This window comes from Candidatus Pantoea multigeneris (assembly GCF_011752615.1).
Taxonomy (GTDB): domain Bacteria; phylum Pseudomonadota; class Gammaproteobacteria; order Enterobacterales; family Enterobacteriaceae; genus Pantoea; species Pantoea multigeneris.
This window is the reverse complement of record NZ_VWXF01000003.1, coordinates 374,779-398,521: the sequence shown is the minus strand read 5'-3', so window position 1 is coordinate 398,521 and position 23,743 is coordinate 374,779. Positions and strand designations below refer to the sequence as shown.

General features: G+C 55.9%; 22 protein-coding genes. 12 read left to right on the top strand and 10 right to left on the bottom strand.

Features of this window, described 5'->3' with window-relative positions; all coding sequences use genetic code 11:
- Positions 1–99 precede the first annotated feature (99 nt).
- Genes F3J40_RS10655 through osmV form a run of 4 tightly spaced genes read left to right on the top strand, consistent with a single transcriptional unit; the run spans position 100 to position 3,530 of the window.
- Entirely contained in the window at positions 100–816 is a 717-nt protein-coding gene (locus F3J40_RS10655; protein ID WP_167014402.1) for an ABC transporter permease, read from the top strand.
- A gap of 15 nt (positions 817–831) precedes the next feature.
- Positions 832–1,737 (top strand): glycine betaine ABC transporter substrate-binding protein, encoded by a 906-nt coding sequence (locus F3J40_RS10650; protein WP_167014400.1) that lies wholly within the window; start codon positions 832–834, stop codon positions 1,735–1,737.
- Between the two features lie 9 nt (positions 1,738–1,746).
- On the top strand, positions 1,747–2,397 hold the full coding sequence (locus F3J40_RS10645; RefSeq protein ID WP_167014398.1) for an ABC transporter permease: 651 nt from the start codon (positions 1,747–1,749) through the stop codon (positions 2,395–2,397).
- A complete protein-coding gene (osmV, locus tag F3J40_RS10640) occupies positions 2,394–3,530 on the top strand; it encodes an osmoprotectant ABC transporter ATP-binding protein OsmV (RefSeq protein ID WP_167014396.1) in 1,137 nt (378 codons plus the stop codon). Before F3J40_RS10645 ends, osmV begins: the two co-directional genes overlap by 4 nt.
- Before the next feature lie 38 nt (positions 3,531–3,568).
- Here the strand turns inward: osmV and F3J40_RS10635 are convergent, their stop codons facing one another.
- The 3 genes from F3J40_RS10635 to F3J40_RS10625 all read right to left on the bottom strand — a co-directional run bounded on the left by F3J40_RS10635 (position 3,569) and on the right by F3J40_RS10625 (position 7,345).
- Positions 3,569–4,939, bottom strand: a complete 1,371-nt coding sequence (locus F3J40_RS10635) for a nucleobase:cation symporter-2 family protein (protein WP_167014394.1) — start codon at positions 4,937–4,939, stop codon at positions 3,569–3,571.
- Between the two features lie 209 nt (positions 4,940–5,148).
- A complete protein-coding gene (gene mlc, locus F3J40_RS10630; protein ID WP_167014392.1) occupies positions 5,149–6,345 on the bottom strand; it encodes a sugar metabolism global transcriptional regulator Mlc in 1,197 nt (398 codons plus the stop codon).
- A gap of 112 nt (positions 6,346–6,457) precedes the next feature.
- The gene (locus F3J40_RS10625; protein WP_167014391.1) at positions 6,458–7,345 is read right to left on the bottom strand and encodes a LysR family transcriptional regulator; all 888 of its coding nucleotides are present in this window, start codon (positions 7,343–7,345) and stop codon (positions 6,458–6,460) included.
- A 102-nt stretch (positions 7,346–7,447) separates the two neighbouring features.
- Between F3J40_RS10625 and ynfM the strand changes: the two genes are divergently transcribed.
- From ynfM to F3J40_RS10605, 4 genes are all read left to right on the top strand, one after another.
- Complete coding sequence (ynfM, locus tag F3J40_RS10620; RefSeq protein ID WP_167014389.1) at positions 7,448–8,704, top strand: multidrug efflux MFS transporter YnfM/SxtP(Kp); 1,257 nt, start codon at positions 7,448–7,450, stop codon at positions 8,702–8,704.
- Between the two features lie 115 nt (positions 8,705–8,819).
- The gene (locus F3J40_RS10615; RefSeq protein ID WP_167014387.1) at positions 8,820–9,044 is read left to right on the top strand and encodes a hypothetical protein; all 225 of its coding nucleotides are present in this window, start codon (positions 8,820–8,822) and stop codon (positions 9,042–9,044) included.
- A 128-nt stretch (positions 9,045–9,172) separates the two neighbouring features.
- Positions 9,173–9,715 carry a cytochrome b561 gene (gene cybB / locus F3J40_RS10610; RefSeq protein WP_167014385.1) on the top strand — a complete coding sequence of 181 codons (543 nt, stop codon included), beginning with the start codon at positions 9,173–9,175 and terminating at the stop codon, positions 9,713–9,715.
- Positions 9,716–9,886: 171 nt separating this feature from the next.
- The gene (locus F3J40_RS10605; protein ID WP_167014383.1) at positions 9,887–11,071 is read left to right on the top strand and encodes a sugar transporter; all 1,185 of its coding nucleotides are present in this window, start codon (positions 9,887–9,889) and stop codon (positions 11,069–11,071) included.
- Between the two features lie 61 nt (positions 11,072–11,132).
- Here the strand turns inward: F3J40_RS10605 and rhaM are convergent, their stop codons facing one another.
- From rhaM to rhaB, 4 genes are read right to left on the bottom strand one after another with little or no spacing between them, the layout of a single operon-like run.
- Positions 11,133–11,447: an L-rhamnose mutarotase gene (rhaM, locus tag F3J40_RS10600; protein WP_167014381.1), complete on the bottom strand. Its 315-nt coding sequence runs from the start codon at positions 11,445–11,447 to the stop codon at positions 11,133–11,135.
- The gene (gene rhaD, locus F3J40_RS10595; RefSeq protein ID WP_167014379.1) at positions 11,437–12,279 is read right to left on the bottom strand and encodes a rhamnulose-1-phosphate aldolase; all 843 of its coding nucleotides are present in this window, start codon (positions 12,277–12,279) and stop codon (positions 11,437–11,439) included. Before rhaD ends, rhaM begins: the two co-directional genes overlap by 11 nt.
- Positions 12,280–12,288: 9 nt before the next feature.
- Positions 12,289–13,545, bottom strand: a complete 1,257-nt coding sequence (locus F3J40_RS10590) for an L-rhamnose isomerase (protein WP_167014377.1) — start codon at positions 13,543–13,545, stop codon at positions 12,289–12,291.
- The gene (gene rhaB, locus F3J40_RS10585) at positions 13,529–15,010 is read right to left on the bottom strand and encodes a rhamnulokinase (RefSeq protein ID WP_167014375.1); all 1,482 of its coding nucleotides are present in this window, start codon (positions 15,008–15,010) and stop codon (positions 13,529–13,531) included. Before rhaB ends, F3J40_RS10590 begins: the two co-directional genes overlap by 17 nt.
- 292 nt (positions 15,011–15,302) lie before the next feature.
- Between rhaB and rhaS the strand changes: the two genes are divergently transcribed.
- Both rhaS and rhaR read left to right on the top strand, forming a co-directional pair.
- Positions 15,303–16,115, top strand: coding sequence for an HTH-type transcriptional activator RhaS (gene rhaS, locus F3J40_RS10580; RefSeq protein WP_167014373.1), 813 nt, complete (start codon positions 15,303–15,305; stop codon positions 16,113–16,115).
- 11 nt (positions 16,116–16,126) lie between these two features.
- Positions 16,127–16,996: an HTH-type transcriptional activator RhaR gene (gene rhaR, locus F3J40_RS10575; RefSeq protein WP_167014371.1), complete on the top strand. Its 870-nt coding sequence runs from the start codon at positions 16,127–16,129 to the stop codon at positions 16,994–16,996.
- 65 nt (positions 16,997–17,061) lie between these two features.
- Here the strand turns inward: rhaR and rhaT are convergent, their stop codons facing one another.
- A complete protein-coding gene (rhaT, locus tag F3J40_RS10570; protein ID WP_167014370.1) occupies positions 17,062–18,096 on the bottom strand; it encodes an L-rhamnose/proton symporter RhaT in 1,035 nt (344 codons plus the stop codon).
- Positions 18,097–18,511: 415 nt separating this feature from the next.
- Between rhaT and aldA the strand changes: the two genes are divergently transcribed.
- Positions 18,512–19,948 (top strand): aldehyde dehydrogenase, encoded by a 1,437-nt coding sequence (gene aldA, locus F3J40_RS10565; protein WP_167014368.1) that lies wholly within the window; start codon positions 18,512–18,514, stop codon positions 19,946–19,948.
- Between the two features lie 37 nt (positions 19,949–19,985).
- Here aldA and F3J40_RS10560 read toward each other — a convergent pair whose 3' ends face one another.
- Together F3J40_RS10560 and F3J40_RS10555 are read right to left on the bottom strand one after the other, a co-directional pair.
- Entirely contained in the window at positions 19,986–21,251 is a 1,266-nt protein-coding gene (locus F3J40_RS10560; RefSeq protein ID WP_167014366.1) for an MFS transporter, read from the bottom strand.
- Complete coding sequence (locus F3J40_RS10555; RefSeq protein ID WP_167014364.1) at positions 21,251–22,669, bottom strand: M20 family metallopeptidase; 1,419 nt, start codon at positions 22,667–22,669, stop codon at positions 21,251–21,253. The genes F3J40_RS10560 and F3J40_RS10555 overlap by 1 nt, the downstream gene beginning before the upstream one ends.
- A 147-nt stretch (positions 22,670–22,816) precedes the next feature.
- Here F3J40_RS10555 and F3J40_RS10550 point away from each other — a divergent pair, with 147 nt between their 5' ends.
- Positions 22,817–23,740, top strand: a complete 924-nt coding sequence (locus tag F3J40_RS10550; RefSeq protein WP_167014362.1) for a LysR family transcriptional regulator — start codon at positions 22,817–22,819, stop codon at positions 23,738–23,740.
- Positions 23,741–23,743: the final 3 nt, after the last annotated feature.

Here is a 23,743-nt window from a genome sequence, read left to right as displayed (position 1 = left end):
CACTTAGTATCTGTCCAGATCTGACTATAGAACAACTGATTAAAACGAATTTTCTTAACCTTTGCGGACTGACTCGACATTCTCCAGGGAGACAAACCGATGAGAAAGGCAACACTGGGCAGAAATGCCCTTGGGGTACTCGTGGCATTAGTTGCCGTTTTGGCTGCCCTGTACTGGGGACTGGGGGCGCAAACCCTCGCGGCACACAAAGTGGATCTGATTTATCTTGGTCAACAACATCTGATGCTGGTGGCCGTTTCAATGGGGGCTGCGCTGTTGGTTGGGGTGCCCAGTGGCATTATCCTTAGCCGTCCTTTCGCGCGCCGCTGGTCTGAATCGGTGATGCAAATTTTTAACGTGGGCAACACCTTGCCCCCGATGGCGGTTCTGGCACTGGCGATGGTGGTGATTGGCATCGGCGATCGTCCGGCGCTGGTTGCGCTGTTTCTCGCCTCGCTGTTGCCGATAGTCCGTAACACCTGGGCGGGATTAATTGCTGTTCCCCCCTCTCTGCTGGAAGCGGCGAATGGCATTGGGATGACCCGCCTACAACGCCTGCTGCATGTGGAACTCCCCAATGCGTTGCCGGTGATCATGACCGGTGTGCGCATCGCCACGGCAATCAATGTCGGTACGGCTCCTCTCGCCTTTCTGATTGGCGCACCAAGTTTTGGTGAACTGATTTTCCCAGGCATTTACCTCAATGACTTCCCGATGCTGATCCTCGGTGCGGTAGCGACTGCACTGGTGGCGTGGGTGCTCGATATGCTGCTGGCTGCTGGAGGGCGTCTGCTTAGCCCGCATCTGGAAGCCTGATCTGGAGAATCTGCAATGACATTATCCCGTTTACTCAGTAGCGCGGCCTGTGTGCTGCTCTTAATGAGCCCACTGGCTCGCGCAGCCAGCCCGATTACGCTGGCGACCAAAAGCTTCACCGAACAGAACATCCTTTCCGCCATGACGGTCCTGTGGCTCAACAAGCAAGGTTTTCAGGTGGAGCCCAAAACCAATCTCTCAACCACCATCGCCCGCAACGCCATGCTGAACAAGCAAATCGATATGACGTGGGAATACACCGGAACGTCGTTGATTATTTTCAACCATATCAGCCAGCCGATGTCTTCCCATGATGCGTATGAAACGGTGAAACGACTGGATGGTAAACACGGTCTGATTTGGCTCGACCCTGCGCCAATGAATAACACCTACGCCTTCGCGATGACGCGTAAGCGTGCGCAGCAGGAAGGCATTACGACCATGTCGCAGCTGGTGGCAAAGCTGGAACAGGTGAGAGAACAGGATAAAAAACATAACTGGTTGTTAGGACTTGATCTGGAGTTTGCCGGTCGTTCTGACGGCCTGAAACCACTGCAAAAGCTCTATCAGATGCCGCTCGACCGTCCGCAAATCCGCCAGATGGACCCGGGTTTGGTGTACAACGCGATTCGTGATGGTTTTGTCGATGCCGGATTGATTTACACCACCGATGGCCGGGTCAAAGGCTTCGACCTGCAGGTACTGGAAGATGATAAGCACTTCTTCCCCAGCTACAACGTGACGCCCGTGGTGCGTAAAGACGTGCTGGAAAGCCATCCGGGTCTGGCGCAGGCCCTGAATCGCCTTAGCCCACTGCTTACCAACGAGGCCATTACCGAGTTGAACAAACGCGTGGATATCGATCATCAGTCACCACAGCAGGTGGCACGTGATTTTCTTCAGGCTCAACACCTGCTGTAAGGAGATGCTATGGAAACGCTGCACTATATCGTGAATAACGCGTCGAACCTGCTCGCCATGACCTGGCAACACACGTGGATGGTGCTGGTGGCGGTAGGTTTCGCCATTATTGCCGGTGTGCCGTTGGGCATCATCATTGTGCGGGTCAAGTGGCTGGCGCCGATCGTGCTGGGATTAGCCACCGTGGTCCTCACCATTCCCACCATTGCGCTGTTCGGTCTGATGATTCCGCTGTTCTCGCTGATTGGTCAGGGCATCGGTGCCGTGCCAGCCATCACTGCCGTTTTTCTCTATTCACTGCTACCCGTGGTACGCAATACCCATACCGCGCTGGAAAATTTGCCTGATGGGCTCCGTGAAGCCGGGCGTGGCATCGGCATGACCTTTTGGCAACGCCTGCGTTGGGTAGAGATTCCCATGGCGCTGCCGGTGATTTTCGGCGGTATTCGGACCGCTGTGGTGATGAATGTTGGCGTCATGGCGGTTGCCGCCATCATTGGTGCGGGCGGACTGGGCGGACTGCTGCTGGATGGCATCAGTGGCAGTGATATTCGTTTACTGATTGCCGGTGCGTTGATGATTTGTTTGCTGGCAATGGTGCTGGACTGGCTGCTGAACCGACTTCAGTCGGCGTTAACACCCAAGGGGATTCGCGAATGATTAAATTAGAAAATCTGACCAAAAGCTTTGCGCAGAAAAAGGGACCGGCGGTAAAAGCGGTAGATAATGTGTCGCTGGACGTTCCTGCCGGGGAGATTTGCGTCCTGCTCGGCCCTTCCGGGTGTGGAAAAACCACCACGCTGAAGATGATTAACCGATTGATCCCCGCCACCAGCGGCAAAATTTTGATTAATGGAGAAGATACCAGCGAGCAAGATACCGTTACGCTGCGCCGCAACATCGGCTACGTGATCCAGCAAATCGGCCTGTTTCCCAACATGACCATTGAGGAGAATATCAGTGTGGTGCCGCGTATGCTGGATTGGGATAAAAAACGCTGTCGTGAGCGTGCGCGAGAACTGATGTCAATGGTGGCGCTGGACGCGGATAAATTTTTACAGCGCTACCCACGAGAGCTTTCCGGTGGTCAACAGCAGCGCATTGGCGTGGTGCGCGCACTGGCTGCCGATCCCCCGGTGCTGCTGATGGATGAACCCTTTGGCGCGGTAGACCCGATCAACCGTGAAGTGATCCAGAATGAGTTTCTGGAGATGCAGCGTCAGTTGAAAAAGACCGTGCTGCTGGTCAGCCACGATATTGATGAAGCGCTGAAGCTGGGTGACCGCATCGCGGTGTTTGGTCAGGGCAAAATCATTCAGTGCGCCAGCCCTGACGAGCTATTGGCAAAACCCGCGAATGACTTTGTTGGATCGTTTGTCGGCCAGGACCGAACGCTGAAGCGGTTGTTGCTGGTTCAGGCCGGTGACGTGACCGATCAGCAACCTACCATTACGGTGCAGGGCAGCACGCCGTTAAGTGAAGCGTTTGCCACGATGGATGAACATGATATGCGTTCGGTGACCGTGGTTGATAGCGCTGGCAAGCCGCTAGGGTTCGTTAAACGCCGCGAGGCACGTCATGCCAGCGGAGAGTGTGCCAGCCTGCTGCACCCTTTCAAAGTCACGGGACGTGCGGAGGAAAACTTGCGTATCGTGCTGTCAAAACTGTATGAACACAACCTGGTGTGGATGCCCATCGTCGATGAAGAGGGCCGCTATACCGGTGAGATTTCGCAGGATTACATCGCCGATTACCTCAGCTCCGGACGTACTCGCCGCCGCATTGGTGCCTGAAAAGGTGCGCCGTAGCTTCTCTGCTACGGCGCAGATCCTTACCCTTGAGTCTCGCCCTGCGGGACAGTGACCGGACGCTCTTCCCCTGGCAACAGTAAATTAAGCACCATCGCCAGCACCCCGCCCGTGGTCACGGCATGACCAAACAGATTAGCGATCATCGGTGGCAACTGCTTCAACGCATCAGGGACCGCTTCCACACCCAGTCCAACACCAAAGGCAATGGCGATAATCAGCATTTCCCGGCGTCCTAATGGCCGCTGCGTCATGACGCGAATCCCTGCCGCCACCACGCTACCGAACATCACCAACGTTGCCCCACCCAATACCGGCGGCGGGATCTGCTGCACCACGGCCCCAATCACCGGGAACAGCCCCAGTAACGCCAGGAGTAGCCCAATCACCATGCCCACATAGCGACTGGCAACACCGGTCATTTGAATCACACCGTTATTTTGCGCAAAGGTGGTGTTAGGAAAGGCAGAAAAAACAGCGGCCAGAATACAGCTCACCCCATCGGCCATGATGCCACCACGCAACCGACGCTCAAACGATTCGCCGCTGATCGGTTGCTGAGAAATCATGCAGTTGGCGGTTAAATCCCCCACCGCTTCGATGACACTGATCAAAGAGACCAGGGCAATAGGCAAACACAGCGACCAGCTAAAGGCGAAGCCAAAGTGGAAGAAGCCAGGCAACGCCAGCCACGGCACCTCGGCCACCGATTTAAACGCAGCATGCCCGGTGATGGCCGCCACTGCACACCCCACGCCAATCCCTGCGACCACCGCCACCAGACGCGCCCAACGCAGACGGCTGCGGTTAAGTGCAACAATCACCAGCAGGGTTAACGCCCCCAGGGCAAGATTGGCTGGCGCGCCAAAATCGGCCGCATGATTGCCTCCGGCCCAGTCCGTCATGCTGACTTTAATCAGGCTGATGCCGATCAAAGTAATCACCGTACCGGTGACCACCGGCGTCAGGATTTTATGCAGCACGCCCATACAGCGGCTGACCACAATCGGCACCAGCGCGGCGGCCAGGTTGCAGCCAAAGATCATCGCCAGCATTTGCTGGGGCGAGGCCCCCTGCGCTTTTAACATTAACCCGGTGGACAGAATGATGCCGAGAAAAGCAAAGCTGGTGCCTTGCAGACAGATCATCCCGGCACCGATACCGCCAATACGGCGCGCCTGCAAGAAGGTGCCAAGGCCCGAAACCAGCAGTGACATACTGATCAAGTAAGGCACCCAGGCCTGTAGCCCGAGAACGCCACCAATAATCAGGGGTGGCGTAATAATCCCCACCATGCTGGCAAGCACATGTTGTAGTGCGGCAATGAACGCCGGAAGCGGCGCAATGCGCGCTTCCAGGCCATACAGCAATCCTTTTTCCGATGAGTGCGACATAACAGGGCTTCCTTAAAGTAACTCTCTGCCCTGTCTGTTGCATTTTTTGCGCCAGGCAACGTACTGTCACGCAATATTTTCCGCAATCACCTGATTTTAAAGCTGTTAATTTTCATCCGCACAATGAAACTTATGATTCATGGATCATAAAGGTGCAGCGAATTGTTTCACACGGTGGCATTGCGTGCACAGCCAGGGTGCATGCGGCGCTATCCTTGTAACAACCGAACCAGCAGCGAGCCGTTATACATGGCATCTTTAATTAATGCCGCTGCGCCCAGAGTGCCGGGTTCGGGAAAGGCGGTCGGTGAGAGCTGCAACTGTTGATGGTAAGCCGGTAGCGCGTGCTGACGTAAGGCCTGGCCGATGGCGGGATAGAGCAGCGTCGCCGCCGCATTCAGAGGGGAACCCAGCAGGATGTGCTGGGGGTGGAAAATATTAACCAGCGTGGCCAGCATACGCCCAAGATGCTCGCCGGTTTGCGTGATCAATTCGGTTGCCAGCCCATCACCTTGCAGCGCCGCGTTGCATAATGCTTCTATGCTCAGCGTTTCAGTGTTTAACAGACTTTCCGGGTGAAACGGCAGGCGCTGGCTGAGCAAACGCAACAGGCTGGCGCGGCTGACGACGGTTTCCAGGCAGCCACGATTGCCGCAAGAGCAAAGAGCCCCCTGCGCCTCAACCTGGATGTGTCCAATCTCTACCCGCGCGCGACCTTTCTTGTGCAGCAACTGCCCGTCGCAAATGATGCCTGCGCCCACGGTGTCATCCACCACCAGTTGAATCACCTCTGTCGCACCAAAGGCTGCGCCAAACAGGGATTCAGCCAGCGTCCAGGCGGAAACCTCTTGCTGGATAAACACCGGTAACCCGGTGTGCTGCGTCAACGCCTGCGCTAACGGCAGTTCATGCGCTGCACTCTCTGGCGTGTTGTCACTCAACCCTGGCAGGGTTATCGCAATCGCAGTCAACCTTTCAAGTCGTTGTTGATGGCGGGTGAAGAATGCCTCAATCAACTCGGTTAACGGGGCTAACAATGGCTGTTGCCCATCATGTGGTAACCCGTGCTGCTCTTCTACCAGCGTTTGCGTACTGAGATCGCGCAGGGTGATGGTAACGGTGTTCTGATGCAAACGTAATGCGAGAAAATGCCAACCTGCGGTATCCAGTACCAGCCCCGTCGCCGGACGGCCACGGCTACCTGGCTCGGCATACTGTGCTTCTTTGACCAGATGGGCATCGACCATTTCGCGGATAATTTTTGTGATACTGGCAGGGGCCAGTTGCGCCAGTCTCGCCAGTTCAATGCGCGAAACCGGGCCATAATGATCGATAAGTCGATACACCACGCCAGCATTCGTCTGTTTTATCTGGTCCACGTGACCAGGCTGACTGTCCGAGTTCACCAACTGCTCCTGAGTAATTTCGCGCTGCTAAATAATTCTAGGGTCATGGTGCGGGAGATTGCCGTTCAGCGTCAAATTATTGATTAACTTTGTGATTTACCGCACAAATCCGTTACTTTCTCTGTAACAGCTGCATCATATGTTTCATCTGCGCGGTGGGTTCACGCGTCGCTGACCACACCAGCCACAACTCGGATAACGCATCCTCTTCCTGCAACGGTAACCAAACCACATCGGTAAGCCTAGCACGGCGGAATGAGGCCGGTAAAATTGACACCCCTAACCCCGTGGCGACCAGGCCAAGAATGGTCATGGCTTCGCCCACTTCCTGCGTGATGTACGGTTTTATCTGGTAGCGATGCAACAGCGCCAGCACTTCACTGTAGAGCGCCGTGCCACCCTGCGGGTCGAAAAACACAAACGGTTCCTGCGCCAATGCCCGAATTGAGATGGACTCCTCATCGGCCAGAGGATGCGCCCAGTGTACCAACGCATACAGCGGTTCCCGCAACAGTAGCTGATGATTCAAATCCGCTGGCAGCGGCGTGTTACGCATCACGCCGAGATCCAGTCGCCCGTCGTGCAGCGGGTCCAACTGCTGGCGGGTGTTTATCTCCTGCATCTCAATGTGTACCTGCGACCAGGCCTGACGAAACTGAAACAGCGCATCGGAAACTTCACGGGTAAAGGGCGCAGAAGAGGTAAAGCCAATACGCAATGTGCCCTCTTCGCCCCGGTGCAGACGTGCAGCGCGGGCGGCGGCCAGTTCAACCTGTTGCAAGATCGCGCGCGCATCCAGTAACAGTTGATGTCCCGCCGCAGTGAGTTGCACGCTGCGATTGGTGCGAGCGAACAATCGGGCACCGGTTTCTTGTTCTAACTGCATGATTTGCTGGCTTAACGGCGGTTGCGAGATGTTGAGCCGTTGCGCGGCGCGGCCAAAATGTAGCTCTTCAGCCACCGCAATAAAGTAGCGCAGATGACGTAGCTCGATATTCATATTTTAAACGTCTTATTTGAGATTATTAATATATTAGACAACATAATCTCACTTTCCTACGATTAACCCACATTAAATTGCTTTCCCAACCAAGGATATAGTGTGAACCGCTCCTCTCAGGCAGTGATCCTCGACGACGAGATTACGCAAGCGCCTGTTTCAACCTCTCTCGCATCAGATAGCTGGATCACCCGTGGTACGCCACAATTTATGCGTGTGACGCTGGCACTGTTTACCGCCGGACTTGCGACCTTTGCCCTGCTCTACTGTGTGCAGCCGATTCTCCCGGTATTGTCACAGCAATTTGGCGTGTCACCAGCCGCCAGCAGTATTTCTTTGTCAATTTCTACCGGCCTGATGGCGCTCACACTGCTGATTACCGGCCCGCTTTCTGATGCTGTGGGGCGCAAGGCGATCATGGTGGTGGCACTGATGCTGGCCGCTATTTGTACGCTGCTCTCCGCTACGATGACCAGTTGGCACGGCATTCTGCTGATGCGGGCACTGATTGGCGTTTCACTGAGCGGGGTTGCCGCCGTTGGAATGACCTATCTGAGCGAAGAGATTCACCCCAGCGTGATCGCCTTTTCCATGGGGCTTTATATCAGCGGTAATTCGATTGGTGGGATGAGCGGACGCCTGATTACCGGCGTACTGACCGACATGTTTAACTGGCGTATCGCTATCGCCCTGATCGGCTGCTTCGCCTTTGCTTCCGCAGTGATGTTCTGGAAAATTTTACCGGCATCTCGTCATTTTCGTCCGGTGCCACTGCGCCCGCGCAATTTGCTGATTAATTTCCGTCTGCACTGGCGTGATGCCGGTCTGCCGTGGCTGTTTGCCGAAGGTTTTCTGCTGATGGGCGCTTTCGTCACGCTGTTTAACTATATCGGTTATCGTCTGCTGGCGGCACCCTGGTCACTGAGCCAGGCCTCGGTAGGCTTGTTATCGGTGGTGTATCTTACCGGTTCATGGAGTTCGCCACGGGCTGGGGCGGCAACCGCGCGCTTTGGACGTGGCCCGGTAATGCTGTTTTCCACTGCCGTTATGCTGGCAGGTCTGTTGCTGACGTTGGTAAATTCGCTGTGGGTAATTTTCCCCGGCATGATGCTGTTTGCCGCCGGCTTTTTCGCCGCCCACTCCGTTGCCAGCGGCTGGATTGGACCACGCGCGCGACGCGCGAAAGGCCAGGCTTCGTCACAATATCTGTTTAGCTATTATGCGGGCTCCAGCATTGCCGGTACCCTGGGGGGTGTGTTCTGGCACAATTTTGGCTGGCTGGGCATCACGCTGTTTATCGCCACACTGCTGCTGGGCGCGCTGGCGGTAGGCGCACATCTGGCGGGTAAAAAGTTGTAACTTCTGTAGTCTTGGGCGCGCCAGCGCCCTTTAAGCTTCTCTCCGCTATAACATATTCCCTGGTTCCTCGTTATACTCATCCAAATTAATCGTTCCCAGGCAATAAGGATGCGCTATGGCGGCTTTTTATTACGTCTCTAAACAGGCTGATTATGCAGACCATCATGTGGTTCATGCGGCTGACTGTCGATTTTTACCTGACAGTAATGACCGGCAATTTTTAGGTACCTTTTACGCGCCTAATGATGCCATCCATCAGGCACAAAAATATTTCCCCAACGCCGTGGGTTGCGCGACCTGTTGCCCACTCCCAATGCGACGTCATGTTGTAGAAAATTAAGGTTTTATTAAGATTTATCTTTTTTCGCATTCATTTTAAATAGACTCAGTCATTCTGCATCAGTTTGTTAAGTTTGCATTTTGCGATGCGCTATCTTAGGCGCAAACAATACTCTGGAAATTATCACCATGCGCACGAATAAATATGCCAGCTCACAGATAACTTTACATTGGTTGACATTTCTACTGGTTGTTGTGGCGTATTACACCATGGAGTTTCGTGGTTTTGCCCAACGCGGTTCAACACTCGGCTTTACGTTGATTATTACCCATTTCAGCGCAGGTACCACGGTGCTGGTGTTGATGTTGCTGCGTCTGGTGCAACGCCTGCGCCACCGCACGCCAGCCATCGAGCCTAAGCCACCCGCCTGGCAAACCGGCATGGCACACCTGACCCATCTAGCCATTTACCTGCTGTTTATTATCCTGCCGGTGCTGGGGCTGTCTTCACGCTATTTACGCGGACGCGATTGGTGGCTGTTCGGCATTCAAATGCCGGTCGCCAGTGAACCGAATTTTGAATTAGTCGATAGCCTGGTAAGTTGGCATGAAACCCTCGCCACGGCCGGATACTGGTTGATTGGTTTACATGCCGCTGCCGCGTTATTCCATCACTATGTTATGAAAGATAATGTGTTGTTACGAATGATGCCATCAAAACGTAAAGGGTAATAACCTCCAGCTATCGCCTCGTCCTGGGGCGATAAAAAATATTCAGGTATAAATTGCGGTTTTAGGGTTTGCATACCCGGAAATATCGTCCACAATAAGCGCGTTTTGTGATCCTTGTCACTCTAACACTGTGCTTCGGCATCGAATTTCTTCCTGGCGAACCTGAACTTCATGCAACCAACTACTGTATCCCGTAAGACGGCATGGCTACGAGTTTTACTGCTGGCTGTAGCCGCTTTTGTATTTAATACCACTGAATTTGTCCCTGTTGGCCTGTTGTCTGATATCGCCAGCAGCTTTTCGATGAAGACGGCAGACGTCGGCATTATGCTGACCATCTATGCGTGGGTGGTGGCACTGCTCTCCCTGCCCATGATGCTGCTGACGCGCAACGTGGAACGTCGTTTGCTGCTGAGCATTCTGTTCCTGGTGTTTATTGCCAGCCATGTGCTGTCCAGTGTGGCGTGGAGCTTCTCTTCGCTGGTGCTGTCACGTATTGGTATTGCGCTCTCCCATGCGGTGTTCTGGTCAATTACCGCCTCATTAGCGATTCGCGTTGCCCCGGCCGGGAAAAAGACCCAGGCCTTGAGTATGCTGGCAACCGGCACCGCACTGGCAATGGTATTGGGTGTGCCCATTGGCCGCCTGGTTGGACAGTATCTCGGCTGGCGTACCACCTTTGGCATGATTGGCGTCTCCGCGCTGGTGCTGCTGGTGATGGCGATCAAAATCCTGCCACGCTTACCGAGTGAGCATACGGGTTCGTTGAGCAGTGTGCCGCTGCTGTTCCGTCGCCCGGCGCTGGTGAGCATGTATCTGCTCGTCACGCTGATCGTGACCGGCCACTACACTGCCTACAGCTACATTGAGCCGTTTATGCAGATGGTGGCGAACAGCGGTGAGAACTTTACCACCCTGCTGTTGCTGCTGTTTGGCTCGGCGGGGATCATCGGTAGCGTACTGTTCAGCTCGTTAGGCAATAAATTCCCGACCCTGTTGCTGATCGGTACCCTGACCATTGTCATGCTGAGTATGGGGCTGTTGTTGTTTGCCGCCGTGCACCCGGTGGCGATTATTGCGCTGTGCATTTTCTGGGGTATGGCGATGATGATGATCAACCTTGCCATGCAGGTCCGCGTGCTGTCACTGGCTCCCGATGCCACGGACGTCGCGATGTCACTGATGTCCGGGATTTACAATATCGGCATCGGCGCGGGCGCACTGTTGGGTAACCAGGTGAGCGAGCATCTGGACATGACTGAAGTGGGTTATGTCGGATCAGCGATTGCGCTGGTGGCACTGCTCTGGTGTGTATGGAGTTTCCGCCGCTACCCGCAGCTGCGTACCAACGGTTAAGCCTTTGACCCGCGCAAAAAAAAGCACCCACCGGGGTGCTTTTTTTATGGGTGCCCTGCGGCTATTCCAGCCAAAACACCTGCGTTAACTCACTGCTTTGCGGGCTGTTATCCGCATTCGAGGGCATTAATGCGGCCATCGAAGCCCACCATCGCTGGCACACCTCCGTTGCCGCAATCGCCTGCCAGCGCGCTTCCGACTCAATCTCCACCGTGGCAAACAGCAGGTTACGCTGTGCATCCAGCCAAATTGCATAGTGGTGCGCCCCGTGGCTTTTCAACGTCTGCGCCAGCTCCGGCCAGATGGGGTTATGCCGACGCGCGTACTCATCATGGCAGTCCGGGTTGACCTGCATCACAAACGCCTTACGCAACACGGGCTGGCCCGACCTCAATCGCTGCCTGCCACGGCTGTACGCCAAAACGTTTGCCGAGTGCAATCAACTGTTCGGTGGTAATGCTCTGACGTATTCCCCCCATCGCCAGAACATTGGCTATCACCTGCGAGGATTTCTCCGCCGTATCAATCAGGCCAAAGGTTTCATCCAGCGTCGGTCCTGCGGCAAAAATGCCGTGGAAAGGCCACATGACCAGGCTGTGCTGCGCCATTTTTTCTGCCGTAGCGCGACCAATTTCATCGGTGCCCGGTACCATCCACGGCAGAATGCCGACGCCATCCGGGAACACCACCAGACATTCGGTACTGCCCTCCCACAGCAAACGCGTAAAGCGTGCGGAGTCCAGCTCCACCACATAACTCAGGGCCATAAAGTGGGTCGCATGACAGTGCATGATCACCCGATCCTGCCCCTGTGAGTTCACTTTACGCACGCTGTGCGACTGGAAGTGTGAAGCCAGCTCTGAGGTCGGCAGGCCGCCGTTGCTTAATCCCCAGTGGATTTTATAAGACAGCCCACGATCGTCCACCTGTAACAGCACCAGGCTATCCGCCGGATCGCACTGCACATTACGGAAGAATTTGCCCGACCCGGTCACCAGAAACCAGCAGTTGGCCAGGGCGGGGGCCGGTTGAGACAGTTCAACGCAGCGCGGTTCGTCGTAGAAATCCGCCGAGAACGGCTGAACCTCTTCGTCCAGCAGGCGCAGACTGATGTTACCCCCGTTGCGCTCATCCCAGCCTTTCAGCCACATATCGCTGGTGGCTTTGACCATTCCCTGCACAAACCAGGAAGAAAGAATTGCGTGCATAATATGTCCTTAACGTTGGCTCAGAATATGTTGTTGATAGTGCTGTACTTCGTTCAGCCAGCGGGCGTCCGCCGGGACATCATTACGCAAGCACCAGGATTCCCACACCGCCTGCCACGGCAACGATTTTTGCTCTTCCAGCAGGGCCAGCCGCGAGGTGTAATCAGACTGATTTTCCAGTTGGCGCAGCTGATCCGTCGGCTCCAACAGGGCGCGCAGCAGCGCTTTTTTCGCGTTGCGCGTGCCAATAACCCAGGCTGCAATGCGATTGATCGAAGCATCGAAGAAGTCGAGACCGATGTGCACTTTGTCGAACAGCTGCTGACGCACGATTTCATGGGCAATCGCCTGGGTTTCATCGTCCAGCAGCACCACATGGTCGCTATCCCAACGTACCGGACGGCTAATGTGCAGCAGCAAACGCGGTACATACAACGCGGCAGCCGAGATTTTGTCGGAGATCACTTCAGTGGGATGGAAATGTCCTGCATCCAGCGTCAGCCCCACCTGGCGGCTGGTGGCATAGCCCAGACAAAACTCGCCGGATCCCACGGTGTAACTCTCTGCTCCAATACCAAACAGCTTGCTCTCTACCGCATCCAGATGATGCTGCGGATCCAGTTTTTCGCTGAAGATGTCATCCAGCGCCGCCATTAATCGCTGACGTGGTGCAAAGCGATCAACAGTCAGATCTTTCATACCATCAGGCACCCAGACATTCATGACGGAGGGCGAGCCCAACTGCTTGCCAAAAGAGGCAGAGATATGACGACTGGCCTTGCAGTGGTCGATCCAGAACTGGCGAATGGCCTTATCACGGTGTGCCAGGGTAAACCCGTCTTCACTTAGGGGATGAGAGAAACAGGTGGGATTGAAATCCAGCCCCAGCTGATGCTGCTTTGCCCACTCGACCCAGTGAGCAAAATGCTGGGGTTCGATGGCATCCCGCGCCACCGGGCGATCGCTTTCCAGATAGATAGCATGCAAGTTAAGGCGCTTAGGGCCGGGGATCAGTGACATGGCTTTATCCAGATCGGCACGCAGTTCGGTTGCGTTACGCGCTCTGCCTGGGTAGTTGCCGGTCGCCTGAATCCCGCCGGTTAAAGCTCCCTGCGGGTTTTCAAAACCACGCACATCATCACCCTGCCAGCAGTGCATCGAGACGGGAAGGGTATCCAGACGCGCCAGCGCCTGTTCGGTATCAACGCCAACGGCGGCAAAGCGCTCGCGCGCCAGTTCATAAGCCTGTTCAATCAGCTTTGTCATAAGCGAGTTCCTTCATGGGTTGGCACAGTGCGGCAAAGCGCACCTGGCAGGCATCAAAGGTGCTGCCCGATTGCGGGGTAAAGGTTTCTAACGGAAAGTTTTGCCGAATTGCCCGGCGTAACGCTGGCACATCGGCCAGGGCGGCGGTGGCCATCAGTTGGCAGCCGACATTGCCCAGCGTGGAGGCCTCAACGGGACCGGCCAGCACCGGCACGCCACAGGCATCGGCGGTCAGTTGATTGAGAAAGCGGTTCTGACACCCTCCTCCCACCACATGCAGTTGGCTGAAGGCCGAGCCGCGTAGCTGGCCCAGTTCCTGTAAGGTGTGACGGTAGAGCAGCGCCAGGCTGTCAAAGATACAGCGTGCCAGCATGGCCGCTGACTGTGGCACCGGCATCCCCTGTTCGGCACAGGCATTCTGAATTTCAGCGACCATGTTGTCGGGGTTGATAAAACGGCTCGCGTTGGGATTGATCAGCCAACGGCAGGCGGGCTGTTGCTGCGCCTCAGCCACCAGCGTGGGCAGATCATCAATCGCCAGTTCCGCGCACACCCGCTGTAACAGCCACAGCCCCATGATGTTTTTCAGTACACGATACCCCTCCGCCCCGCCCTCGTTGGTTACGTTGGCGCGCAGTGCGGTGGCATCGGTGTAAGGCTGGAGACTTTCAAAGCCCATCAGTGACCAGGTTCCTGAGCAGAGATACGCCGCGTGGTCATGCTCAAGGGGCGTTGCCAGAACCGCGCTGGCGGTATCGTGCGTGGCGACGGCAATCACCGGCACGTCACGTCCCAGCGGACTACGCCAGTGGCCAACTGCCTGACCCGGTGGCTGAATGTTGCCAAACCAACTGGCGTTAACGCCCGCCCACGCCAGTAGCTCTCTGTCCCACTCGCCACTGTCGAGGTTGAGCAGTTGGGTGGTGGTGGCGTTGGTGTATTCCCAGTGAAGGTTGCCGGTCAGACGGTAGTGGAAATAGTCGGGTATCAGCAGCGCATGTTTCACCTGCGCTACCCAGTCTGGTTGCTGCTGATGCAGTGCGCGCAGCTGATATAACGTGTTGAACGGTAGAAACTGAATGCCGGTTTTACGATACAGGGCCGCGGCTCCCCATTGCTCTATCGCCTGTTGCATCAAACCCTGTGTGCGCGGATCGCGATAGCTCACGGCGGCACCCACGCGTTCACCTTGCGCATCCAGCAGCACCAGGTCCACGCCCCAGGTGTCAATACCGATGCTGTCGATGGCCACGCCTTCGGTTTCCAACTGCGCCAACCCTGCCCGGATTTCATCTTCCAGGCTGTCCAGATCCCAGCAGTCATAACCGGCCTGATAGCGTCGCTGATTCACAAAACGTCGAACTTCACGCAGCACCATGCACTGCTCCGTCGGCTGCCATTGCGCCAGCATCACTCGCCCGCTGGAAGCACCTAAATCAATCGCCACGATATTGCGCGTACTCATAACGGCTTCACCCTCTGTAGTCATGGGGTTAGCCTACGGAGCGCGGCCTCCAGCCACCTTCCGCCATCTGCCAGACGCCCTTTAAAGGTGGCAGATGCACAAAGGTGTTCGTGAAACAGATCACAAACTGAGGAAAGGCGATGATGTGACTGCCACCGCAGTTTTAACAGCCAACGCGAGATTCTTGAATTACGCGCAGTTTTCCTGCGTTTTACGGTGAAATTTTCAAGGTCAGCCCACAGGCCGTTGTTTAGACTCGGTTACACAGGTGTTAATCACCATGGAGGCGATAATGACCGTGTTACATAGCGCTGATTTTTTTCCGGCGGGTAATTTTTCTATTGCGGTTGAACCCCGCGTCCCCCAGCAGGCTTTTCCTGAGCATCACCATGATTTCTGCGAGATTGTGCTGGTCGAACAGGGTTCCGGCATCCACGTTTTCAACGGTCAGCCGCAGACGTTGAGCGCAGGATCGGTCTGCTTTATTCGTGACCACGACCGGCACTTATATGAGCAAACCAGCAACCTCTGTCTGACCAATGTGTTGTATCGCGGGGCAAATGCTTTCCGCTTTCTCTCCGGCCTACAGGATCTGCTGCCTGACAGCGATGCCAGCGCACAGTGGCGTGTCAATCAACGAGTGATGCAGCAAGGACTGGCGCTGGTGTCGGCGATGAAACCTGAAGGCTGCTGGTCACTTGAGCGCCAGGCGCAGCAGGAACAGCTTTTTTTGCAGTTGCTCCTGCTGTTACGTGATGCAGCTCGCAATTTACACGGGGATGATCAGGAAGCGCGTCTGCATCGCTTGCTGGAGTGGTTGGCAGAACATTACAGTGAGGAGGTCTGTTGGGAGGCGCTGGCTGACCGTTTTTCTCTGTCGCTGCGCACGCTGCACCGCCAGATGAAACAGCAGACCGGCCATACCCCACAACGGTATTTGAATCGTTTACGCCTGTTACAAGCGCGTCATCTGCTGCGCCACAGTGAAATGCGTATCACGGATATCGCTTTTCACTGCGGTTTTGGCGACAGTAATCATTTTTCGACCCTGTTTCGCCGCGAATTTGGTTGCGCACCGCGCACCGAGCGTCAGCAAATGGCATAAGGAGCCTGTGAATGTCGCTGATCCTACAGCGTGAGGATTATTTTCCTGGTGATACGCTGCCGGTTACGGTGGCTGAGCGCCTGCCTCAGCCCTCTTTTCCGGCACATCGCCACACGTTCAGCGAAATTGTTATTGTCTGGCGCGGTAACGGCTTACATGTGCATAACGATCGTCCATGGCTGGTCACCTGCGGGGATGTGTTTTTTATCCAGGATGATGACTGCCACAGTTACGACAGCGTACACGATCTGGTACTGGATAATATCCTCTACTGCCGTGATCGGTTTTCCCTCGGCATTGACTGGGCGCAACTGATCCCGGCGCGCACAGCGGAAAGCCCGGTGTGCTGGCGTCTTACCACGCGCGGGCTGGCATTAGCGCGTGGTGTTGTCACCCAGTTAGAACGGGAATGCCGTAAGAACGATCCTCTCTCCATTCAGCTCGCGGAGGCACTGTTTTTGCAGTTGGCGCTGATTTTACGCCGCCACGTCTACGCCGCCGACCGCCCCTGGGCACTGCCCGAAGGCGAGCAGCTGGATTTGCTGATGTCGGCACTCCAGGGATCCATTGATCGCCCTTTCGATCTGGCGGGTTTTTGTCAACAAAACCAGCTCAGCGAGCGTGCGCTGAAACAGCTGTTTCGCCAGCATACCGGGATGACACCCAGCCATTATCTGCGTCAACTGCAACTGTGCCAGGCGAAGTATCTGCTGCGGACGCGAGAGTGTTTGATCAGTGAAATCGCTGCCCGCTGCGGCTTTGATGACAGCAACTACTTCTCTGCGGTATTTGTGCGCGAAACCGGCCTGTCACCCAGCGCCTGGCGGCAGCAGTTTATCGCTTCTGCTCGCCCTGCGGGGTTGCCTTGCCGTCTCACCTGAAACCTACTTTACATCGGCCAGCCCTGCATTCTGCCCCTGCGGCTGGCACGCTGTTGTCAGGTCGATCAGTTCGCCATTCCCAGGCCCACAATATTGGCCGCGATGATAATGACCACGCAGCCAATTGACAGCACGCCCACGGGACGGCGTCCCACCGCTTTCCACTCTTTCATCACTAAGCCGACCAGGCCGCCGCACAGCACATACAGGCTCATGTGCAGCATCCAACTGACAAAATCGTACTGCGCCGGGATTTTGGCGTGGCCCCAGGCATAGAAGAAGAACTGCAGATACCACATGGTGCCACCCAGCACGGCAAACGCCATGTTGGCCAGCAACAGCGGACGAGCAACGGAGAAGTCCTGACGTACCGAAAGCTCAGGCCGGGTGGCGAGGCGGAAGAAACAGTACGCCAGATTCACCAAGGCTCCGCCGCCCATAATCACCACATAACTAGGCAGCGCCACATACAGCGGATTAATGCCTAATTGCGCAGCCGCCTCATGCATCGGCTTTGCCGCATCCATGGCAAATGACATGCCGGCGGAGAAAATGCCGCAGACCACCGCCAGCACCAGCCCCTTCTTCAGGTTAAACTCCTGCGCATTGATCCCCAGCGCGCGCTCTTTTAACAGCCCGGCACGGGTCACGATACCGACGCCAATCAGTGCGACCAGTACACCCAACAGGGTTAAACGTCCGCCGGTTGAAGCAAACAGCTCGGCAAAACGCCCCTGTAACAGCGGCGTCATTAGCGTCCCGACCACCAGCGTCACGCCGATAGCAATACCAATCCCCATCGACATGCCGAGGTAGCGCATGGTCAAACCGTAGTTAATATTGCCGACACCCCACATCGCGCCAAACAGGAACACCGGTAACAGCTGCGAAAGACTAAAGCTGCTGTAGTAGGCCCAAAAATCCGGTAACAGCGTGGCACTGACCGCCCAGGGTAAAATCAGCCACGACATAACACCGCCCACCGACCACATGGTTTCCCATGACCAGCGTTTGACCTGTTTAAAAGGGGCATAAAAACAGGCGGCACTGGCCGCCCCCACCAAATGCCAGAAGATACCTGCAAGAATGGCACTGTTCATTGTTATTCCTTCGTCTGATTGCGGCCCACAGGAGAGTGCAGCTCTCCCGATATCGCAGGCAGTCTACGTTGCTCAGGAATCGTTCAGCCTTTGAATGGCTGCCGGGAACGCGGTTGCTGTGGCAAAATCAGGTGACTCGCCTGCTGCGCGATCACAAATTCAACTATCTCAGGCGCATGGGGCATTAGCGCAGATAAGTGCCTTATTATTCATGTTTTTATCACGCCTACTGTGTGCGCTCGCACAAAGCCGATGGCGGTATTCACGACAAAACCTGCTGAATGCAAAGCCCATCACGTCAAATGACGCATAGCTGCCAAACTGCCCAGCGCACTGGCATCCAGACAAAGGCAGCAAAGCACCCGCTGCGCCACGCTAGACCGGATTAACAAACCCAGTACCGTGGAGATTTGCCATGACCCAGCACCTGCAGCACTACATTAACGGCCAGTTTGTCAGTGGCGAAAATGACAAATGGATTGAAGTCATCAACCCCGCAACGGAAGCGCTGATTTCGCGTATCCCTCAGGGCAGCGCATATCAGGCCCAGGTTGCGATCTCAGCGGCGGAACAGGCGCAGCCTGCATGGGAAGCCTTGCCCGCCCAGCAACGCGGCGTCTGGCTGCAAAAAATTGCGGCGGGGATCCGTCAGCGTGCCAGCGAAATCAGCACCACTATCGTTGCAGAAGGCGGAAAAACGCAGGCGCTGGCCCAGACCGAGGTGCTGTTTACCGCCGACTATCTCGACTATATGGCGGGTTGGGCACGCCGCTATGAAGGCGAAATCATTAACAGCGACCGCCCGAATGAAAATATCTTTGTGTTTAAGAAAGCCATTGGCGTCACCACCGGCATTTTGCCCTGGAACTTCCCGTTCTTTCTCATCGCCCGTAAGGCTGCACCGGCACTGGTGACCGGCAATACCATTGTGATCAAACCCAGCGAACTGACGCCAAACAACGCTCAGCTGTTTGCTGAAGTGATTCAACAGATTGGTTTACCGGCCGGGGTGATCAACTTCGTCTATGGCTATGGTGCCGAAGTGGGCCATGAGCTGGCCGCAAACCCGAAAGTGGGGATGGTCAGCCTGACCGGCAGCGTCGGAGCCGGTCAGGCCACCATGGCCGCGGCGGCACAAAACGTCACCAAAGTTTCGCTGGAACTGGGGGGGAAAGCGCCCGCTATCGTGTTGGATGATGCCGATCTTGACCTGGCGGTAAAGGCCATAGTCAGCTCGCGCGTCATCAATACCGGGCAGGTGTGTAACTGTGCAGAACGGGTGTATGTCCAACGCGGCATCTACCCACGCTTTATCAGCGCCCTTTCCGCGGCCATGCAGCAGGTCCGTTTTGGCAACCCGGCCAAAGAGAGTGAGATTGATATGGGGCCACTGATCAGCGCGGCCGCGCTGCAACGGGTGGAACAGAAAGTCGCTGCGGCGCAGGCACAAGGTGCCAGGGTGATTCTCGGCGGCAAACGCGTCGGCACACAGGGGTTCTTCTTTGAACCCACAGTGCTGACCGATGTGCGTCAGGAGATGGACATCATGCAGGAGGAGATCTTCGGCCCGGTACTGCCCGTAATGGCGGTGGATTCGTTAGAGGAGGCGATTGCTCTGGCTAATGACTGCGAATATGGTCTGACGTCTTCTGTTTACACGCAAAATCTCAACAGTGCGATGATTGCGCTACGTCAGCTCAAATTTGGCGAAACTTACGTCAACCGTGAGAACTTTGAAGCCATGCAGGGCTTCCACGCAGGCTGGCGTAAATCCGGGATTGGCGGCGCAGATGGCCGTCATGGGCTGGAAGAGTATCTGCAAACCCACGTTGCCTATCTGCAATTCGGTTAACACAGTGCTGCCGCCTGGCTCGGCGGCAGCCACTGATTTACAGGTACTTACGGCTGCGCAACAGGGCGATCCCACTCAACAGCGCTACTGCCATCAGGTAGTAACCCGGTGCCAGGCTGGTGCCGGTCGCCTGAATCAGCAAGGTACAGATCAGCGGCGCAAAGCCACCAAACACCGTCACGGCAACGTTATAGCTGATGGCCATGCCACTCGCGCGCGTCTCGACCGGGAACAAATCCGCCATCACCGAAGGCACCGTGGCGAAGTAAATGGACTTCAACAACGCTAGCCACCCCACCAGTACCATCAGAGAAAATGCTGAAGGGTTACTCACCACCCAGTGAAACGCCGGATAGATAGAGACCAGCAACAGCAGCAGTGAGCCCCACATCAGCGGCAGGCGGCCCACGCGCTCCGCACACAGCCCCATGATCGGCGTGACCACGGTCAGAATGACGCCCCCTAGCAGGGTGGCACCAAACCCAACGGAGCCTGATAAATGCAGGCTTTTGGTGGCATACGTCGGAACATAGTTGAGCATGTAGTTCACCGCTGTCGAGATCACCATCAGCCCGATGGCAATGAACACCAGCGCTTTCTGTCGGCCAAACAGCGTCTTCAGCGGTGCGCTCTCTTTCACTTCACTTTTATAAGTCTCAGACTCATGGACATGGCGACGAATATAGAGCCCCAGCGGGCCAATCAGCAGGCCAAAGGCAAACGGAATGCGCCAGCCCCATGCCAGCAGATCCGCATCACTCATCACCTGCAATAAGCCAAAGCCAAAGGCGGAAGCCATTAAGGTACTGGCCCCCTGCGTCGCGAACTGCCAACTGGCAATAAAGGCGCGACGCTCCGGGAAGTGTTCGACCAGGAATGCCGTTGAGCTACCAAACTCACCACCGGCCGAAAAGCCCTGAATCAGACGTGCGACCAGAATCAGCAGCGGCGCGGCCAGGCCAAGCGTGGCGTAGCCCGGCATCAGGGTGATCATCGCGCCGCCCAGCATCATCAGGTTGATGGAGAGCAGCAGGGCTTTTTTACGCCCGTGTTTGTCGGCGTAATGCCCGAGAACAATCGCGCCCAGTGGGCGGATCAGGAATGAAACCCCAAAGCTACCAAACGCCAGCAGCAGCGAAACCGAAGGATCGGTCGTCGGGAAAAACGTGCGGGCAATATAGCTGGCAAAGAAGGCATAAACCGCAATATCAAACCACTCCAGCGCGTTACCCACGCAGGTGGCAAACAGCGTTTTGTATAAACTGGGCCGCGTCGGTGCCAAAGGTTGCGTTAACGTGCTCATCAGCGCGCCTCCTTGTGTGCACGGTGTGCAGCGATCAGCGCTTCACCCTGCTCGCCCAACTGCCAGAACAGGCGCGTCATGATTTGTAAGCCTTCGCGCGCAATCGACTTCAACATATGCTCATTCACGCCGTGCTGACCACAGGCGGGATAGGAGTGCGGCACCCACAGCGTCGGTAGCCCCAGAATATCGGAAAACACTTCATTAGGCAGCGAGCCCCCGAGGTTCGGTAACAACGCCGGTTTCTTGCCGCTGCTTTCCGCCAGCGTGCCTAACACCCAGTGCACCAGCGGATCGGTAGGATCGAGGCGGGTAGCGGGCGATCCACGCATAAACTCCACCTCGACGTTATCAAAGCCATGCGCACGCAGATGCGCCTCGACGTGTGTCGCCAGGTTTTTCCAGTCAGTCCCAACCACAAAACGCAGCTGGCACACCGCCATCGCCTCTGCCGGAATGGCATTCATTGGGCGCTGTGGATTGCCGGTTTCATACGCCAGCACTTCCATGGTGTTCCAGCCATACAGGCGCTCAGCGATGGTGAGTCCTGGCTCACCCCAGTTAAAATCAATGGTGGGATCGCCCGGCATTCCGCCTGGCTCCACATCACCAAGAATTTCGCGGACCGCTGGCGTCAATGACGTTGGCTTAAGGGCCTCAACCTGCATCACGCCGTGCTGATTCACCAGACAGGCAATGGCATTGGCGAGCTGCGTCCCCGGATTGCTCAGCAACCCGCCCCAGTTACCTGAGTGATAGGCATTGTCACGCGCACGAATGCGCAGACGGAAATTCGCTGCACCGCGAGATCCCAGGAACAGCGTTGGACGTTCAGCGTTCAGGCGCGGGCCATCGGAGGCGATAAACAGATCCGCACGCAGCAATTCCTGCTGCTGCTGGCACACTTCAGCCAGACCCGGGGAGCTTATCTCTTCCCCCATCTCGAACAGAATTTTGCAGTTAAAACCGAGCTTGCCGCCGCGAGCCTTAAACACCTGTTCCAGCGCAGCAAGGTTGACGCAGTGCTGGCCTTTGTTATCGGCGGCACCACGGCCGTACCAGCGATCACCCTCTTCCTTTAACTGCCACGGATTGAGGTCTGCACGCCAGTTTTCATCATCACCAAAGACCACATCGCCGTGGCCGTAGCACAGCATGGTGGGATAATGACTTTCTTCGATACGGGTAGCGACCAGGAATGGGCGATTGGCAGCAACCGTATTTTCGATGTAATGCAGGTTAAAACCCATTGCCTCCAGCTGTGGGGCGATCTCCTGTTGCAGATAGTGATGCAGTTCAGCATCACGATCCTGACGTTGGCTTTCAGTGACGCAGGCGACGCGACGCGCCAACTGCTGTTGAAATTCCCCACTGTCAAAGTACTCAATCGCCTGAGCTACGGCTTGTTGTTCAGTCATGTTTGCGGATCTTATTTAGTGTTGTTGTCCCCCTACTATTGCTGCATTATGGCTTTGCTACAATTATCAATTTATCTCTGGTCATTTGCTTTAAAAGCAAATCTAAGCTGCCCATAAACGAGGCATGCACTAAAATGAGGCAGTCCGATGTTAAGCAGTGAAATCCGCTATTTTCTGGCCGTGGCAAATGCGGGCTCGCTGAGCGCGGCCAGTGAACAGCTGTTTGTCGCCGTTTCCGCCATTAGCCGCCAGATCCAGCGGCTGGAAGCCCAGGTGGGGATGCCACTGTTTGATCGTCACGCGCGCGGTATGGTGCTGAATGAAGCCGGCGAGATTTTTGCGCATCAGGTGCGGAAAAGTCAGATGGATATGGAGTATGCGCTGGCAGAGATTAAAGGCCTGACCGCCGTACGGCGTAGCGTGATCCGCATCGCCTGCACCGATGGCTTAGCGTTTAGCCTGCTGCCTACCCTGCTGGCCGAGTTTCGTCAGCAGAACCCGTCGGTACAGATTGTCGTCAAAGTCAGTAATCCACAGGGCGTGGCTGAGCGGATTCGTACCGGTGAGTGTGATTTGGCGTTACAGTTTAGCCTGAATCCCGAACGGGGCGTTGAAGTGGCCGGTGCCTGGCAGGCTCCCGTCTTGCTCTTGATGCATCAGCACCATCCCCTGGCCCAGGGCGAGTTCTCACTGGAAGCACTCAGCCGTTATCCCCTGGCGCTGCCCGAGCAGTTTACGACTGTGCGCCAGCTATTTGATCTCTCTTGTCAAATGCGAGGCTGTACGCTGGAGCCGGTGTTTACCTGCGAAAACTTCTCTACACTGTTCCATTTCCTGTTGCACACACCAGAAGCGGTAACGATTTGCAGTGCGTTCACCGTAGCGCAAGAGACTCGCGATTACGCGCTGACTATGCGCCCAATGGGGATTGAACAGCTGAGTCATCGCACGCTGCAACTGCAGACGCTATCAGGAAGGAAGCAGAGTGCGGCGCTGACGCTGTTGCTGGCTTTTTTACAGCAACGTTTATCCGCAACCGAAAATGAACTACGCCAGCGCTGGCTGGCGTAGCTA

Excerpts from the sequence above, each read along its gene's own strand:
- F3J40_RS10615 (WP_167014387.1), top strand. The coding sequence starts at position 8,820 with ATGGCGGCTTTTTATTACGTCTCTAAACAGGCTGATTATGCAGACCAT.
- rhaR (WP_167014371.1), top strand. The coding sequence starts at position 16,127 with ATGTCGCTGATCCTACAGCGTGAGGATTATTTTCCTGGTGATACGCTG.
- F3J40_RS10605 (WP_167014383.1), top strand. The coding sequence starts at position 9,887 with ATGCAACCAACTACTGTATCCCGTAAGACGGCATGGCTACGAGTTTTA.
- rhaT (WP_167014370.1), bottom strand. The coding sequence starts at position 18,096 with ATGAACAGTGCCATTCTTGCAGGTATCTTCTGGCATTTGGTGGGGGCG.
- F3J40_RS10635 (WP_167014394.1), bottom strand. The coding sequence starts at position 4,939 with ATGTCGCACTCATCGGAAAAAGGATTGCTGTATGGCCTGGAAGCGCGC.
- F3J40_RS10590 (WP_167014377.1), bottom strand. The coding sequence starts at position 13,545 with ATGACAAAGCTGATTGAACAGGCTTATGAACTGGCGCGCGAGCGCTTT.
- aldA (WP_167014368.1), top strand. The coding sequence starts at position 18,512 with ATGACCCAGCACCTGCAGCACTACATTAACGGCCAGTTTGTCAGTGGC.
- F3J40_RS10655 (WP_167014402.1), top strand. The coding sequence starts at position 100 with ATGAGAAAGGCAACACTGGGCAGAAATGCCCTTGGGGTACTCGTGGCA.
- F3J40_RS10625 (WP_167014391.1), bottom strand. The coding sequence starts at position 7,345 with ATGAATATCGAGCTACGTCATCTGCGCTACTTTATTGCGGTGGCTGAA.
- cybB (WP_167014385.1), top strand. The coding sequence starts at position 9,173 with ATGCGCACGAATAAATATGCCAGCTCACAGATAACTTTACATTGGTTG.
- osmV (WP_167014396.1), top strand. The coding sequence starts at position 2,394 with ATGATTAAATTAGAAAATCTGACCAAAAGCTTTGCGCAGAAAAAGGGA.
- F3J40_RS10560 (WP_167014366.1), bottom strand. The coding sequence starts at position 21,251 with ATGAGCACGTTAACGCAACCTTTGGCACCGACGCGGCCCAGTTTATAC.
- rhaD (WP_167014379.1), bottom strand. The coding sequence starts at position 12,279 with ATGCACGCAATTCTTTCTTCCTGGTTTGTGCAGGGAATGGTCAAAGCC.
- F3J40_RS10550 (WP_167014362.1), top strand. The coding sequence starts at position 22,817 with ATGTTAAGCAGTGAAATCCGCTATTTTCTGGCCGTGGCAAATGCGGGC.
- F3J40_RS10645 (WP_167014398.1), top strand. The coding sequence starts at position 1,747 with ATGGAAACGCTGCACTATATCGTGAATAACGCGTCGAACCTGCTCGCC.
- rhaS (WP_167014373.1), top strand. The coding sequence starts at position 15,303 with ATGACCGTGTTACATAGCGCTGATTTTTTTCCGGCGGGTAATTTTTCT.
- rhaB (WP_167014375.1), bottom strand. The coding sequence starts at position 15,010 with ATGAGTACGCGCAATATCGTGGCGATTGATTTAGGTGCTTCCAGCGGG.
- F3J40_RS10650 (WP_167014400.1), top strand. The coding sequence starts at position 832 with ATGACATTATCCCGTTTACTCAGTAGCGCGGCCTGTGTGCTGCTCTTA.
- F3J40_RS10555 (WP_167014364.1), bottom strand. The coding sequence starts at position 22,669 with ATGACTGAACAACAAGCCGTAGCTCAGGCGATTGAGTACTTTGACAGT.